This is a genomic window from Stagnimonas aquatica, from assembly GCF_003730135.1.
Classification (GTDB): Bacteria; Pseudomonadota; Gammaproteobacteria; order Nevskiales; family Nevskiaceae; genus Stagnimonas; species Stagnimonas aquatica.
Genome location: NZ_RJVO01000006.1, coordinates 163,812 through 177,586 on the forward strand (window position 1 = coordinate 163,812; position 13,775 = coordinate 177,586).

Below are 13,775 nucleotides of genomic sequence, written 5' to 3' on the forward strand. Positions count from 1 at the left end.
CCGCTGCGCGGCTCGGGCCCTAGCCGCGCCGCCAGTCGTGGTAGCGCGCCACCAGCTTGAGCAGACCTTCGGGCTTGTGCGCCTGCTTCCAGACGCCGGCGCTGTACTTCGCCGCCTCCGACCAGGTCGGGTAAACGTGGATGGTGCCGAGCAGCTTGTTCATGCCCAGGCCGTGGCGCATCGCCAGGGTGAACTCGGCGAGCAGTTCGCCGGCGTGGGCGCCGACCACGGTGGCGCCGAGGATGCGGTCCTTGCCGGGCACGGTCAGCACCTTCACCCAGCCCTCGGCCTCGCCGTCGGCGATGGCGCGGTCGAGATCGTCGAGGCCGTAGCGCGCGACCTCGTAGGCGATGCCCTGCTCGCGCGCCTCGGTTTCGTTGAGGCCGACCCGCGCCACTTCCGGCGCGGTGAAAGTCACCCAGGGCAGCACCGAGTAGTCGATGCGGAAGCGCCCGCCGCGCAACCACAGCAGCGGCCCGAACAGTGCATTGACCGCCGCGTACCAGGCGGTGTGGGCGGCGGTGTGGGTGAACTGGTAAGGCCCGCTGGCGTCGCCGCAGGCGTAGATGTTGGGGAAGCTGGTGCGGCCGTAGTCGTCGACCTCGATGGTCTTGCCCAGGCGCAGGCCCAGCTCGCGCAGGCCGGTGCCGTCCAGGCGCGCGGCGCGGCCGACCGCGACCAGAATCTGGTCGAAGCCGATGCGCTCTTCACGGCCTTCGCGCTCGCAGATCAGCAGCTTCTCGCCGTCCTCGACGACCACTTCCTTGGCGCGGGTAGCCAGCCGCAGGTCGATGCCTTCGGCGGCGAAGCGCGCCTGCACCAGCGCCGAGACTTCCGGGTCTTCGCGGATCAGCAGGCGCGGCAGCATTTCCACCTGGGTCACCTGTGAGCCGAGACGGGCAAAGGCCTGCGCCAGCTCGCAGCCGATTGGTCCGCCGCCCAGTACCAGCAAGCGAGCTGGCAGCGCCTGAATATTCCAGAGCGTGTCGGAGCTGAGATAGCCGGCCTCGGCCAGGCCAGGGATGGGCGGCACGAACGGCGCGGCGCCGGTGGCGAGCACGATGTTGGGCGCGGTGAGGCGCTCGCCGCTATCGAGCTCCACCGTCCAGGGATCGACCAGCCGGGCGCTGGCCTGCCGGCAGTCGACGCCCAGGCCCTGGTAGCGCGCCACCGAATCGTGCGGCGCGATCTCCGCCACGGTCCGGCGCACGCGTGCCATCAGCGCCGGAAAATCCACCGTCGGCGCCGCGAGCTGCACACCGAAATCGGCCGCGCGACGGGCCTCGCTGGCGCTCCTGGCGGCGCGGATCAGGGCCTTGCTGGGCACGCAGCCGGTGTTCAGGCAATCGCCGCCCATCTCGCCTTTTTCGATCAGCGTCACCTTGGCGCGCACGGCGGCGGCGATGTAGCTGCTGACCAGGCCGGCGGCACCGGCGCCGATCACGATCAGATTGCGGTCGTAGCGCCGTGGCCGCCGGTAGCCGCGATAGGCCTGGCGCGCCTTCAGCGCCTCGATCAGCCGGCGCGCCAGCAGCGGCAGCAGGCCGAGCAGCGCGAAGGCGCCGATCAGGCCGGGCGAGAGGATGCCGCGCAGGCTGCTGAGCTGCGACAGCTCGGTGCCGGCGTTCACATAGGCGGCGGTGCCCAGCAGCATGCCGAGCTGGCTGACCCAGACATAGGTCCAGGTGCGGATCGGCGTCAGCCCCATCACCAGATTGACCAGGAAGAACGGGAACACCGGAACCAGCCGCAGGGTGAACAGATAAAACGCCCCTTCGCGGGCCACGCCGGCATTAATCGCCTTCAGCCGCTCGCCGTAGCGCGTCTGCAGGCTGTCGCGCAGCAGGTAGCGGGCGGCGAGAAAGGCCAGGGTCGCGCCGGCGGTGCTGGCGAAACTCACCAGCAGGCTGCCCCAGCCCAGGCCGAACAGCGCACCGGCCGCCAGGGTCAGCACCGCCGCGCCGGGGAAGCTCAGCGCGGTGACCAGAACATAGACCGCGAAGAAGCCGAGGGTGAACGCCAGTGGCCGCGCCTGTTGCAGGGCTTCCAGGGCGCCGCGCTGGGCTTTCAACGCGTCGAGGCTCAGATACCGGCCGAGGTCGAAGTGCAGCGCCAGGCTGAGAACGGCGGCGACTAGGAGCAGCAAGAGCAGCTTGCGCATGGCGCGATCTCAAGGGCTGGGAGGGAGGCCGGCTGCCAGCTTACGGCCTGTTGCTCCACCCGGATGCGCCGCGAACGCCGGCGATCATGCTCCGGCGTCCAGACGTTCTACTCCTCGTGCGGCCGCTTGCCCTCGTGCGGACGCGGCCCCGGCATGGGTGGCTCCGGAAGCTGGCCTTGCAGGCTGAGCGTCGCGCCCTGGCGGACGACCACCAGGCTGAGCTGGGCCTTGGGCTCCAGGTTGAAGAACTGGTCCAGGAGATCCACCGGACTACGCACCGGCTGGCCGTTGATGCTCTGGATCACGTCGCCGCTCTTGAGCGCGGGCGCTCCCTCGATGACCGGTGGCGCCTTCACCACCAGCACGCCCTCGCGGGTCTTGAAGTAGCCGGCGAGATCCTCGTCAAGGCGCGCCAATTGGAAGCCAGGACCGCCGAGCGGGCCGGCCATCAGGCGTCCGAACCGAGGCCCTGGCGGCGGCGGCAACGCGCCCGGTTCGCCCGGCATTCTCGGGAGCAGCAGGTCACCGCGAGGGCCGAAGCGCTCGATGTCGAAGTCCGGGGCGGAGGGCGCATCCTGACGCTGGGCCATCACCGAAACCGTCTTGCGCTTGCCACCCCGCTCCACCGCCAGCGACACCGTGGCCCCCGGCTCCAGTTCGCGCAGCGTCTGGCGCAGGGTGAGCCCGGGGCCGGGACGGGCGTCCTCGGCGAGTTCCAGCGATTGACCGTTGGCGCTCAGGATCAGGTCGCCGCTCTGGATGCCGGCTTTCTCGGCGCCGGAACCGGGAGTGACTGCGGTGACCAGCACACCCCGCTGCCGCCCTTTTTCCAGCGGACCGGGAGCGATGCTGACACCCAGCGTGGCACGCCTGGGGTCCGCCAGCAGGCCCATGGCCTGGGAAAACGGCGTGTCCTGACCGAACTGGCCCTGGAGCCGCGCCAGCTCGCGCGCCGATTTCAGCAACTGCTCACGGGCGGCGCGCAGGTTCTGTTCGGCCTGCTGCAGTTGCGCCCGCTGTTCGGGCGAAACGCCGGCTTCCGGCTCGGGCTTCTTGGCCTGCGCCGGCACGGCCAGGCTCAAGGCCAGCAACAGCGGGGGCAGCAAACGGACGATTCTCATGATTCAAAGCTCCAGAACTTCGGCCTCGCTGGCATCGCTGCCCAGGCCGGCGGTGGTGGTGGTCAGTGTCGGCGCCGCGTGCGCCGACACCAGTTGCTCGAGCAGGCGCACCCGGTGCCGCCAGAGCGTCTGGGCAGCGGCCTGGTCGGCCTGCGGCTCGAAAGCGAGATCGCTGAGCTGGAGGTCGAGCAGGGCGACATCACGCTGCAGGCTGGCGGCATTGCTGGCCAGGGCGCCGTTCCAGACGCCAGTTTCCGATTTCAGCGTGGCCAGCTCTTGCTCCAGCGCCTGCGATTGCTGCATCAGACTCGCCACCACCGCGCTGCGCGCGGGGGCGCGGCTCGGCGCCGGGTCGCTGGCGGAGGGACGCAGCAGCGGCAGTTGCGGCAGCGCCAGCAGCAGCGAGGCCGCCAGTGCCAGGCCGCCGGCCCAGCGCGCCCGACGGCGGCGGCCCTGGCGGGCGTCCAGGCGCTGACTCAGCCGCGCCCAACCGCCGGCCGGCGGGCTCAGCTCGGGCAGTTCGCGCAGGGAGCGGGACAGATCGTTCATCTCAATACTCGGTGGCGACCGCCATGGCGGCCGGCGGCGGGGAAGCCGGGGTGTGCGGCGTGGCACGGGTCGCCGGGGACGGCTCGCCGACGCCCAGCAGTTCGCGCAGTTTCTGATGCGCGCGGGCCAGTTGCGACTTCGAGAAGCTCTCGGTCTTGCCGTTCATGGCAGCGATCTCGGCATGGGTATAGCCCTCGACGTGGTAGAGCCAGAGCACCGCGCGCGGCAGCGGCGGCAGCACCGCCAGCGCCCGTTCGAGGTCGAGCTGGTGCACGTCGAAGCTGGGCACCCGCTCGACCTCCGCCTCCGGCGCGAACAGCTCCAGAAAGCGACGCTGGCCGCGCAGGTGCATCAGCGCCCGGCTCGCCGCCACCGCCCGCAGCCAGTAGCCGAACGGCGACTCGCCACGAAACTGGTGGATGCGCGCATAGGCGTCGAGAAAGCTGTCCTGCAACAGGTCGGCGGCGGTGTCGGCACAGTCCACCATGCGCCGCAGCAGGGTGTAGACCGCGCGCTCGTAGCGGCGGTAGATCAGGGCCTGGGCGGCGCGGTCACCGGCCCTGGCGCGGTCCAGCCACTCGGCCTCCAGGGGCTGGGCGAAACCGGTGGCGGCTTTGGAATCCTTGTCCATATCGGGTAGATGCGCGGCGGCTGAGAAGGGTCGCGCCCCTTGTAAGTCCGGCCGCCGCCGGCACCGCCGACATTTACCGGCCCTTTATATTTGGCCGGCGATGCCCATCCTTGAGCACCACGCCCGGTGCGCGCAGCGGAGTTGCCGAATGAACCTTGATCTGGACCGCGTCAACGCCGAGCTCGGCAAGGACACCGACGGCCTGCTCGACTGGGCCCTGGGCCTGGGCAAGCGGGTGGTCACCACCAGCAATTTCGCGCCCTATGCGGCGGTGCTGCTGCACATGGTCAGCCAGCGCCGGCCCGAGACTCCGGTGCTGTGGATCGACGCCGGCTATGCCACGCCCGCGACCTACCGGGTCGCCGACGAGATCGTCGAGCGCCTGAAGCTGAATCTGGTGGTCTACCAGCCGCGCCGTTCCAGAGCCCACCGCGAGGCGGTGGAGGGCGCGCCGCCCGGTCTCGACGAGCCCGAGCGCCTGGCGCGCTTCACCCAGGAGGTGAAGCTGGAGCCGTTCGAGCGTGCGGTACGCGAACTCCAGCCCGAGGTCTGGCTCACCGCCCTGCGCGCCGAGAGCACCGCCGAGCGTGCCGCCATGCAGCCGGTGTCGCTCGGGCGCAACGGTCTGCTGAAGGTGACGCCGCTGCTGCACTGGTCCAGCAAGCAGATGTACGAGTACCTGCAGCAGCACGGCCTGCCCAACAACTTCGACTACTACGATCCGACCAAGATCGAGGGCCACCGGGAGTGCGGTCTGCACACCGCAGTCTGAGTCCGGCGTTCAGCCGCCCAGCCGGGTCCAGCGGCGCAGCCAGAACAGCTGCACGGCGATCATCAGCAGGGTCACCGCGAACATCGCCAGGGCGAGCGCGGCGGCGTAGCCGAAGCGCAGATACTCGAAGCCGTTCTGGTAGACGTAGAGCGGCAGCAGCAGGGTGCCGAACTGCGGCCCGCCCTTGGTGATGATCAGCGCCGGGGTGAAGCTGGTCTGGAACGACAGCGCGGCGTCACGGCAGGCCAGCAGCAGCAGCACCGGCAGCAGCATCGGCAGGGTCAGCCGCCGGAACACGGTGAAGGCGCTGGCGCCCTCCACGGCGCTCAGGTCGTACAGCTCGGCGGGGATCTCCTTGCGGGCGGCGATCAGCACCACCACCAGTTCGCCGAGCAGCCAGAGCCCGATCAGCGCCAGCACCCGGCGGGCGGCGACGGCATCGGTGAGCCAGATGTCCGGGGCGATGCCGAAGGCGCCCAGCAGCCAGGCGAAGGGGCCGTAGAGCGGGTTGAGGATCCACAGCCAGAGCAGCGCCCAGGCGATGTCCGGGGTCAGGCTGGGCGCCAGTGCGGCGGCGCGCAGCAGACCGACGCCGCGTCGCGGCCGGTGCAGCAGCAACGCCAGGCCCAGCGCCAGCAGCAGCCGCAGCGGCACCGACCAGGCCGCCACCGTCAGCGAGTTGCCGAGCGCGGTCCAGAACAGCGGATCGTTCCAGGCCTTGGCCAGATTGCCCAGGCCGACCGCGCGCGGCGGGTGCAGGCCGTCGAAGTCGCTGAACGCCAGCGGCAGCGCCATCAGCGCCGGCAGGCCCAGCAGCAGCGCCAGCAGTAGCAGGCCCGGCAGCGTCCAGTGCCAGTGGTGCAGGAAGGCGCGCAGGCGATTCATGCCGGACCGGCGTGGCGGACCGGCGACAGCGCCTCGCCGCTATCAGGGTCGAACCAGCTGGCGCGCCCGAGCGCCAGTCGCAGCGGCAGGCTCACGCCCCGCCCCACCCGCAATTCCGGCTCGGCGCGCGCCGCCAGCCGCTGGCCGCCGGCCTGCAGCCAGACGATCTGCTGCTCGCCCAGCGGTTCGACCTGCTCCACGGTCGCCTGCAGCGTCGCCTGCTGCGGGTCGTCCTGCGCCCAGCGCGAACCGGGCAGGCTCAGGTGCTCGGGCCGCAGTCCCAGCACCAGCCGCCGGCCGGCGGCGGCGGGGGCCGGGCTCAGGCGGCGGCTGAGCTGCTGATCTCCCCACCAGAGGCCGCCGTCCAGCGCCAGCTGCACCTCCAGGGTGTTCATCGCCGGCTGACCGAGGAAGCGCGCCACGAACAGATTGGCCGGCTCGGCGTAGACGGTGCGCGGCGGCGCCAGCTGCAGCAGGCGCCCCTCGTGCAGCACGCCCAGGCGGTCGGCCAGGGCCATCGCCTCCGATTGATCGTGGGTGACCAGCAACATCGCCGCGCGACTACCGGCATGGGCCTTGAGGATCTCGGCGCGGGCGCGCACCCGCAGCTGGGTATCGAGGCTGGACAAGGGCTCATCGAGCAGCAGCGCCTTGGGCTCGCGCAGCAGGGCGCGGGTGAGGGCGACGCGCTGGCGCTCGCCCCCGGACAGTTCGCGCGGACGGCGCGCCAACAGCGGCGTCAGATCGAGCGTGTGGGCGGCGGCACGGGCGCGGTCCTCGGCATCGCGGCGCGCCATGCCGCGCGCGCGCAGGCCGAAGCAGAGGTTTTCCAGCACGCTCAGGTGTGGGAACAGCGCATAGCTCTGGAACATCATCGCCACGTCGCGCTGCCCGGGCGGCAGGGCCTGCACCGGCCGGCCGTCGAGGCGGATCTCGCCCGACTGCACCGGGCTGAGGCCGGCGATCGCGCGCAGCAGCGTCGACTTGCCGGAGCCGGAGGGTCCGGCGATCACCACCCGCTCGCCGGCCGCGACGCTCAGCGTCAAGCCGCGCAGTACCGGGCGGCCGTCGAGTGCGACGCCGAGGTCGTGCAACTCCAGCATCAGGGCGCGCCCCCGGCCGCCGGCGGCGGCGCCTTGCGCGCCTGCTCGCGGGCCAGATCCTCGGCCAGCAACGGCCGGGTGGCGTCGCGGATCTGCCGCGCCACCAGCACCGTGTCGGCGCCTTCCAGATCGGACTCGCCGGGCAGCGGCGGCTCGTAGAACCATTCCTCCAGCAGCACGTCGGCCTTGCTCTCGATCTCGTGCCAGACCGCGACATTGGGCGTGCGCCGCAGGGTCGGGATGGCGTCGAGGAAGACCTGGGCATGCGCCGGCTTCTGCGTGGGGTCGAGGAAAGCCGGCGAGTGCGCGACGGTCTTGCGCGAGGGCACAGTGCGGCCGCTCTTGGCGAGGATGCTCTGCCCGGCCTCCGACAAGGCGTAGGCGACGAACCGCTGCGCCGCCTGCGGCTGGCGGGAGGCGCGCGCCATGCAGTAGGCATCGGCATGCAGCACACCCACTTCCTGCTGGAGACGCGGCAGCGGCGCGACATCCCAGTCCAGGCCCTTGCCCTGCCCTTCCAGCTCGCGCAGGGTGGCGGTGTAGCGGCGGCTCTGGAACAGCATGCCGAGCGCGCCCCGGGCGAAGCGGGCGTCGTTGTTCTCGGCCTGGTATTCGATCAGCCGGGGCGTCACCCGGTAGCGGCTGATCAGCAGCTTCACCGCGTTGAGCCCGAGCAGCGCCGGACCACGGTCGAGGGTGAGCGTGCTGGGCGCCTGGAGGTCATCGACCAGTTCGCCGCCCATGCCCCAGATGAAGGGCGCCAGCCGGATCAGCAGCGGATCGAGCCCGACGCCGTGGATGTCGTTGCGCTTGTCGCCATCGAGATCGCGGGTGAGCAGACGCGCGGCGGGGATCAAATCCTTGAAGTAGGTCCAGCCCGGCTGCGGCTCGGGCACCCCGTACTGCTTGAACAGCGCGCGGTTGTAGTAGATCACCAGGCTGGAGACGTTCTGCGGCAGGCACATCAACTGCTCGCGGTAGCGGAAGGCCTCCACCGCCGGCGCGTAGAACTCCTCCTCCTTGAACTGGCCGCTGGCGCTCATCGCCGGGCCCAGCGGCAGCAGCACGTCCTTCGCAGCGAACTGGCCGAAGCGGCGGAAGTTGAGGATGAACAGATCCGGCGGGTTGCCGGCCGCGAAGGCGGTGGACAGCTTGGCCATGTGGTCGGCCTGCTTGCCCACCGGCAGCAGTTCGACCTTCTCGCCGGGATGCGCCGCTTCATAGGCGCCGATCAGCTCGCGGTAGCTCTTCAGCTCGGCGGTGTCGCCGAACACCTGGAGCTTGACCACGGTGGCCTTGCCGGTGGCGGCGGGCGCAGCGGTCTCAGCGCCGGAGGAGCCGCCGCGACCGCAGGCCGCGAGGCTCAGCGGCAGCAACAGGGCCAGCGCGGCGCGGGAAAGGCAGGAGGCGGACACGTTAGTTCTCCGGTCGATGATCGAGACTGCGGAACAGGCCCTGCGAGGCGAGGAACGCCAGCAGCACCGGCAGGGTCAGCAGGGCAGCGCCGGCCATCAGCACCGCCCATTGGGTGGGGCCGAGCAGGTCCAGCGCGTGCAGCAGCAGCGGCGCGGTCAGCTCGCGCTCGCGTTCCAGATACAGCAGCGGCTCCAGAAAGCCGCCCCAGAACTGCATCGCGGCCAGCGTGGCCACCGCCACCGTGGTCGGCCGCAGCTGCGGCAGGGCGATGCGCCACCACTGCGCCGGCAGGCTCAGGCCATCGAGCCGGGCGGCGTCGAACTGCTCGCTACCGAGCCGGCGCATCGCCACGAAATAGAGCAGCACGAACAGCGGGCTGGCGCCATACAGCGCGGGGGCCAGCAGCGGCAGCACGCTGCGCGACAGGCCGAGCCACTCGAACAACACGAAGCGCGGCACCCAGATCGCGGTCAGCGGGATGCTCGCCGCCACCACCAGCAGGGCCACCGCGCGCAACTGGCGCTCGGGGCTGAGCCGGGTCATGGCAAAGCCGGTGAACGAGGCACAGAGCACGCTGAGCACAACACCAGCCAGGGTCAGCGCCACCGAATTGACCAGGCCGCTGGCCATCGGCACCCATTCGAACACCCGCCGGTAGGCCTCCAGGCCCGGCGCCTGCGGCCAGGCCAGCGGCGACACCGGGATCGCCGCGCCCGGCGTGCGCAGACTGCCGATCAGCATCCACAGGAATGGCGCCAGCAGAACCGAGCCCGCCAGCGCCGACCACATCCACCGAAAACCCCACCGAACCCGAACCATGCGTCGAGTGTAGCAACCGCGCTAGCTCAATCTGCACATCCGCTACACATAGGCTTGACCAAACGACCGGTCGCGCCGGGCGCCGGTCTTTATGGCTTTTTTATGCCTCGTCGCCCGCCCCCCTCTCGACCCTTTATCGGGAGGGGGAGCCTAATGTCATGCCTCTGGCAAGGCCGCCGTCGCGGCCAGGAGCTTTTTTATGGACGACCTGATCTTCCTGGGCCTCGGCCTCGCCGGCTTTCTGGCGATGCTGGCCTACGCCCGCTACTGCCACCGGAGCTGATACCCATGCCGACACTCGACCTCGTCCTCGGCGGCCTCACCGTCGCCGTCCTGCTGGCCTATCTGGGCTACGCGCTCATCAAGCCGGAAAAATTCTGAGGGCCGCAGGCCTTCGACGCGAGACCATCATGACCATCAATGGCTGGCTGCAGATCCTTGCCTACTTCCTCGCCCTGCTGCTGCTGACGCGGCCGCTGGGCGGCTTCCTGTACCGCGTCTTCGAGGGCGAAAAGACCCTGCTCTCACCGGCCCTCGGACCGCTGGAGCGCGGCATCTACCGCGTGACCGGCGTCGATGCCCGGCGCGAACAGGGCTGGCTCGGCTACACGGCGGCGATGCTGCTGTTCAACCTGCTGGGCTTCCTGTTTTTGTACACGCTGCTGCGCCTTCAGGGCGGGCTGCCGCTGAATCCGCAGGGCCTGCCGGGCGTGTCGCCGCATCTGGCGTTCAACACCGCCATCTCTTTCGTCACCAACACCAACTGGCAGTCCTACGGCGGCGAGAGCACCCTCTCCTACCTGAGCCAGATGCTGGGCCTGACCACCCAGAACTTCGTTTCCGCCGCGACCGGCATCGCCGTGGCACTGGCCGTGGTGCGCGGCTTCGTGCGCCGCAAGAGCGACAGCCTGGGCAACTTCTGGGTGGACCTCACTCGCGCCACGCTCTACGTGCTGCTGCCGCTCGCCATCCTCAGCGCCCTGGCGCTGGTGGCGCTGGGCATGCCGCAGAACTTCGCCCACTACACCGAGGCAACCACGCTGGAGGGCGCCCAGCAGCTCATCGCCCAGGGGCCGGTGGCCTCGCAGGTCGCGATCAAGCAGCTCGGCTCCAACGGCGGCGGCTTCTTCAACGTCAATTCCGCGCACCCGTTCGAAAACCCCAACGCGCTCTCCAACTTCCTGGAATCGCTGTACCTGATCCTGATCGCCGCCGCGCTCACCAACACCTTCGGGCGCATGGTGAAGGACGAGCGCCAGGGCTGGGCGCTGTTCGGCGCCATGGCCATCCTGCTCGCCGCCGGCATCGGCATCAGCTACTGGAGCGAGTCGCAGGGCAACCCGGCGGTCGCGGCGCTGGGCGTCGAGGGTCCGAACCTGGAGGGCAAGGAGACCCGTTTCGGCGTCGCCCAGTCGGTGATCTGGAGCGCGGCCACCACCGCCGCTTCCAACGGCTCGGTCAATGCCATGCACGACAGCTACACGCCGCTCGGTGGGCTGGTGCAGATGCTCAACATCCAGCTCGGCGAAGCGATCTTCGGCGGCGTTGGCGCCGGCCTCTACGGGATGATCGTCTACGCCATCCTGGCGGTGTTCATCGCCGGCCTGATGGTCGGCCGCACGCCGGAATACCTGGGCAAGAAGATCGAGGCGCGGGAGCTGAAGCTGACCATGCTGGCGGTGCTCTGCCTGCCGCTGGTGCTGCTCGGCTTCAGCGCCTACGCCAGCGTCTCGCCAGAAATGCTCAAGGGGCTCGCGAACGCCGGCCCGCACGGCTTCAGCGAGATCCTCTACGCCTTCAGCAGCGCCGCCGGCAACAACGGCTCCGCCTTCGCCGGCCTCAGCGCCAACGCGCCGCTGTGGAATACCTTGCTGGGCATCACCATGCTGGTCGGCCGCTTCGCGATGATCGTGCCGCTGCTGGCGGTGGCCGGCTCGCTGGCGGCGAAACCGGCGGTTGCCCCTTCGGCCGGCACCTTCCCCACCCACGGCGGCTTGTTCGTCGGCCTGCTGATCGGCGTGCTGCTGATCGTCGGCGGCCTCACCTACTTCCCGGCGCTGGCGCTGGGGCCGATTGTCGAGCAGCTGGCACTGCACGCCGGCCAGAACTACTGAATCGAATCCGCGCAGCCGGTGGGCTGAAGCCCACCCTACGGAGACTCCCTATGAAAGCGCAGAAACAATCCCTGTTCGACCGGCGGCTGCTGGCCCCCGCCATCGTCGATTCCTTCCGCAAGCTCAACCCGGCTTCGCTGGCGAAGAATCCGGTGATCTTCATCACCGCCCTGGTCGCCGCGCTCGCCACCGCGCTGCTGCTGCGCGACGCCAGCACCGGCGCACCGGCCCTGGCCTTCTCAGGCCAGGTAGTGGCCTGGCTGTGGTTCACGGTGCTGTTCGCCAACTTCGCCGAGGCGATTGCCGAGGGCCGCGGCAAGGCGCAGGCCGACTCGCTGCGCAAGACCCGCTCGCTGACCGTCGCCAAACGCCTGGCCAGCCCGGAAGCGGTGACGACAACCGAGGTCCCGGCCACCCAGCTCAAGGTCGGCGACTACGTGCGCGTCGATGCCGGTGAGGTGATTCCCGGCGACGGCAGCATCGTCACCGGCGTCGCCACCGTGGACGAGTCCGCCATCACCGGCGAATCGGCGCCGGTGGTGCGCGAGTCCGGCGGCGACCGCAGCGCCGTCACTGGCGGCACCCGCGTGCTCTCCGACAGCCTGGTGATCCGCATCAGCGCCGCCGCCGGTTCCAGCTTTCTCGACCGCATGATCGCCCTGGTTGAAGGCGCCGCCCGCCAGAAGACCCCCAACGAGCTGGCGCTCAACGTGCTGCTGGCCGGCATGTCGCTGATCTTCGTGCTGGCGGTCGCCACGATTCCGGCTTTCGCGGCCTATGCCTCCGCCGGTTCAGCGTCATTGGCAAGTGCGCTGGGGTCGGCATCCGCGACGCTTCCCGCACCCACTTCGCTGCGCGAAGGCACCGTGTCAGCGTCGCACGCGGGTGGCCCGATCTCGCTGATCGTGCTGATCGCCCTGTTCGTGACTCTGATCCCCACCACCATCGGCGCCCTGCTGTCGGCGATCGGCATCGCCGGCATGAACCGCCTGGTCAACTTCAACGTGCTGGCGATGTCGGGCCGCGCAGTGGAGGCAGCCGGCGATGTCGATACCCTGCTGCTCGACAAGACCGGCACCATCACCCTCGGCAATCGCCAGGCGGTCGCCTTCATCGCCATGCCCGGCGTCGAGGCCGAGGAACTGGCCGAGGCGGCACAGTTGTCCAGCCTTTCCGACGAGACGCCGGAAGGCCGCAGCATCGTCGTGCTGGCCAAGGAGCGCTACGGCCTGCGCGGTCGCGACATGGCGAGCGCTCACGCCAATTTCATCGCCTTCAGCGCCCAGACCCGCATGTCCGGCGTCGACATCGACGGCCAGGTGATCCGCAAGGGCGCGGTGGACGCGGTGGTCGAGCAGGTGCGGCTCGCCGGCCAGAGCGTGCCGCCCGAACTGCTGGCGGAAACCGAGAAGATCGCCAAGAGCGGCGGCACGCCGCTGGCGGTGGTACGCGACGGCCGGGTGCTCGGCCTGGTGCAGCTCAAGGACATCGTCAAGGGCGGCATCCGCGAGCGCTTTGCCGAGCTGCGGCAGATGGGCATCCGCACGGTGATGATTACCGGCGACAACGCCATGACCGCCGCCGCCATAGCCGCCGAGGCCGGCGTCGATGACTTTCTCGCCCAGGCCACGCCCGAGGCCAAACTCAAGCTGATCCGCGAGGAGCAGGCCAAGGGCAAGCTGGTGGCAATGTGCGGCGACGGCACCAACGATGCGCCGGCGCTGGCGCAGGCCGATGTCGGTGTGGCCATGCAGACCGGCACCCAGGCGGCGCGCGAGGCCGGCAACATGGTCGATCTCGATTCCGACCCGACCAAGCTGATCGAGGTGGTGGGCATCGGCAAGCAGATGCTGATGACCCGTGGCGCGCTGACCACCTTCAGCATCGCCAACGATGTCGCCAAGTATTTCGCGATCATCCCGGCGCTGTTCGTCGCCATCTATCCGCAGTTGAACGCGCTCAACCTGATGGGCCTGCGTTCGCCGCAGTCGGCGATCCTGTCGGCGATCATCTTCAACGCGCTCATCATCGTCGCGCTGATCCCGCTGGCGCTGCGCGGCGTCGCCTACCGCCCGGGCCCGGCCGCCGGCCTGCTGCGCCGCAACCTGCTGGTCTACGGGCTTGGAGGGCTGGTGGCGCCCTTCATCGGCATCAAGCTCATCGACCTCCTGGTCAACCTCGTCGGTCTGGTTTGAGGATTACTC

At 70.0% G+C, this 13,775-nt stretch carries 12 protein-coding genes; 4 read left to right on the top strand and 8 right to left on the bottom strand.

Translation table 11 applies throughout. The features are described 5' to 3' along the window. Nucleotides 1-19: 19 nt before the first annotated feature. From ED208_RS13245 to ED208_RS13260, 4 genes are all read right to left on the bottom strand, one after another. Entirely contained in the window at nucleotides 20-2,161 is a 2,142-nt protein-coding gene (locus ED208_RS13245) for a dihydrolipoyl dehydrogenase family protein (RefSeq protein ID WP_123212395.1), read from the bottom strand. Nucleotides 2,162-2,268: 107 nt separating this feature from the next. Then, entirely contained in the window at nucleotides 2,269-3,282 is a 1,014-nt protein-coding gene (locus tag ED208_RS13250) for a PDZ domain-containing protein (RefSeq protein WP_123212396.1), read from the bottom strand. Between the two features lie 3 nt (nucleotides 3,283-3,285). Further along, the gene (locus tag ED208_RS13255) at nucleotides 3,286-3,831 is read right to left on the bottom strand and encodes a hypothetical protein (RefSeq protein ID WP_123212397.1); all 546 of its coding nucleotides are present in this window, start codon (nucleotides 3,829-3,831) and stop codon (nucleotides 3,286-3,288) included. A gap of 1 nt (nucleotide 3,832) precedes the next feature. Further along, a complete protein-coding gene (locus ED208_RS13260; RefSeq protein WP_123212398.1) occupies nucleotides 3,833-4,462 on the bottom strand; it encodes an RNA polymerase sigma factor in 630 nt (209 codons plus the stop codon). 148 nt (nucleotides 4,463-4,610) lie between these two features. Here ED208_RS13260 and ED208_RS13265 point away from each other — a divergent pair, with 148 nt between their 5' ends. Further along, complete coding sequence (locus tag ED208_RS13265; protein ID WP_123212399.1) at nucleotides 4,611-5,234, top strand: phosphoadenosine phosphosulfate reductase domain-containing protein; 624 nt, start codon at nucleotides 4,611-4,613, stop codon at nucleotides 5,232-5,234. A 9-nt stretch (nucleotides 5,235-5,243) separates the two neighbouring features. On the opposite strand, the gene ED208_RS13270 is transcribed toward ED208_RS13265, so the two are convergent. From ED208_RS13270 to ED208_RS13285, 4 genes are read right to left on the bottom strand one after another with little or no spacing between them, the layout of a single operon-like run. Beyond that, nucleotides 5,244-6,119, bottom strand: coding sequence for a carbohydrate ABC transporter permease (locus ED208_RS13270; protein ID WP_123212400.1), 876 nt, complete (start codon nucleotides 6,117-6,119; stop codon nucleotides 5,244-5,246). Further along, a complete protein-coding gene (locus ED208_RS13275) occupies nucleotides 6,116-7,222 on the bottom strand; it encodes an ABC transporter ATP-binding protein (RefSeq protein WP_158608552.1) in 1,107 nt (368 codons plus the stop codon). The genes ED208_RS13270 and ED208_RS13275 overlap by 4 nt, the downstream gene beginning before the upstream one ends. Then, nucleotides 7,222-8,637, bottom strand: coding sequence for an ABC transporter substrate-binding protein (locus ED208_RS13280; protein ID WP_158608553.1), 1,416 nt, complete (start codon nucleotides 8,635-8,637; stop codon nucleotides 7,222-7,224). Before ED208_RS13280 ends, ED208_RS13275 begins: the two co-directional genes overlap by 1 nt. A 1-nt stretch (nucleotide 8,638) precedes the next feature. Next, complete coding sequence (locus tag ED208_RS13285) at nucleotides 8,639-9,427, bottom strand: carbohydrate ABC transporter permease (RefSeq protein WP_158608554.1); 789 nt, start codon at nucleotides 9,425-9,427, stop codon at nucleotides 8,639-8,641. A gap of 318 nt (nucleotides 9,428-9,745) precedes the next feature. On the opposite strand from ED208_RS13285, the gene ED208_RS17365 reads away from it, so the two are divergent. Genes ED208_RS17365 through kdpB form a run of 3 tightly spaced genes read left to right on the top strand, consistent with a single transcriptional unit; the run spans nucleotide 9,746 to nucleotide 13,766 of the window. After that, complete coding sequence (locus ED208_RS17365) at nucleotides 9,746-9,838, top strand: potassium-transporting ATPase subunit F (protein ID WP_158608555.1); 93 nt, start codon at nucleotides 9,746-9,748, stop codon at nucleotides 9,836-9,838. A 29-nt stretch (nucleotides 9,839-9,867) separates the two neighbouring features. Further along, nucleotides 9,868-11,571: a potassium-transporting ATPase subunit KdpA gene (gene kdpA / locus ED208_RS13295; protein ID WP_123212405.1), complete on the top strand. Its 1,704-nt coding sequence runs from the start codon at nucleotides 9,868-9,870 to the stop codon at nucleotides 11,569-11,571. A 50-nt stretch (nucleotides 11,572-11,621) separates the two neighbouring features. Next, nucleotides 11,622-13,766, top strand: coding sequence for a potassium-transporting ATPase subunit KdpB (gene kdpB, locus ED208_RS13300; protein WP_123212406.1), 2,145 nt, complete (start codon nucleotides 11,622-11,624; stop codon nucleotides 13,764-13,766). Nucleotides 13,767-13,775 lie beyond the last annotated feature (9 nt).

Bases quoted from the DNA above. Each gene is read 5' to 3' on its own strand.
- ED208_RS13245 (WP_123212395.1), bottom strand. From the start codon at position 2,161: ATGCGCAAGCTGCTCTTGCTGCTCCTAGTCGCCGCCGTTCTCAGCCTG.
- ED208_RS13250 (WP_123212396.1), bottom strand. From the start codon at position 3,282: ATGAGAATCGTCCGTTTGCTGCCCCCGCTGTTGCTGGCCTTGAGCCTG.
- ED208_RS13255 (WP_123212397.1), bottom strand. From the start codon at position 3,831: ATGAACGATCTGTCCCGCTCCCTGCGCGAACTGCCCGAGCTGAGCCCG.
- ED208_RS13260 (WP_123212398.1), bottom strand. From the start codon at position 4,462: ATGGACAAGGATTCCAAAGCCGCCACCGGTTTCGCCCAGCCCCTGGAG.
- ED208_RS13265 (WP_123212399.1), top strand. From the start codon at position 4,611: ATGAACCTTGATCTGGACCGCGTCAACGCCGAGCTCGGCAAGGACACC.
- ED208_RS13270 (WP_123212400.1), bottom strand. From the start codon at position 6,119: ATGAATCGCCTGCGCGCCTTCCTGCACCACTGGCACTGGACGCTGCCG.
- ED208_RS13275 (WP_158608552.1), bottom strand. From the start codon at position 7,222: ATGCTGGAGTTGCACGACCTCGGCGTCGCACTCGACGGCCGCCCGGTA.
- ED208_RS13285 (WP_158608554.1), bottom strand. From the start codon at position 9,427: ATGTGGTCGGCGCTGGCGGGCTCGGTTCTGCTGGCGCCATTCCTGTGG.
- ED208_RS17365 (WP_158608555.1), top strand. From the start codon at position 9,746: ATGCCGACACTCGACCTCGTCCTCGGCGGCCTCACCGTCGCCGTCCTG.
- kdpA (WP_123212405.1), top strand. From the start codon at position 9,868: ATGACCATCAATGGCTGGCTGCAGATCCTTGCCTACTTCCTCGCCCTG.
- kdpB (WP_123212406.1), top strand. From the start codon at position 11,622: ATGAAAGCGCAGAAACAATCCCTGTTCGACCGGCGGCTGCTGGCCCCC.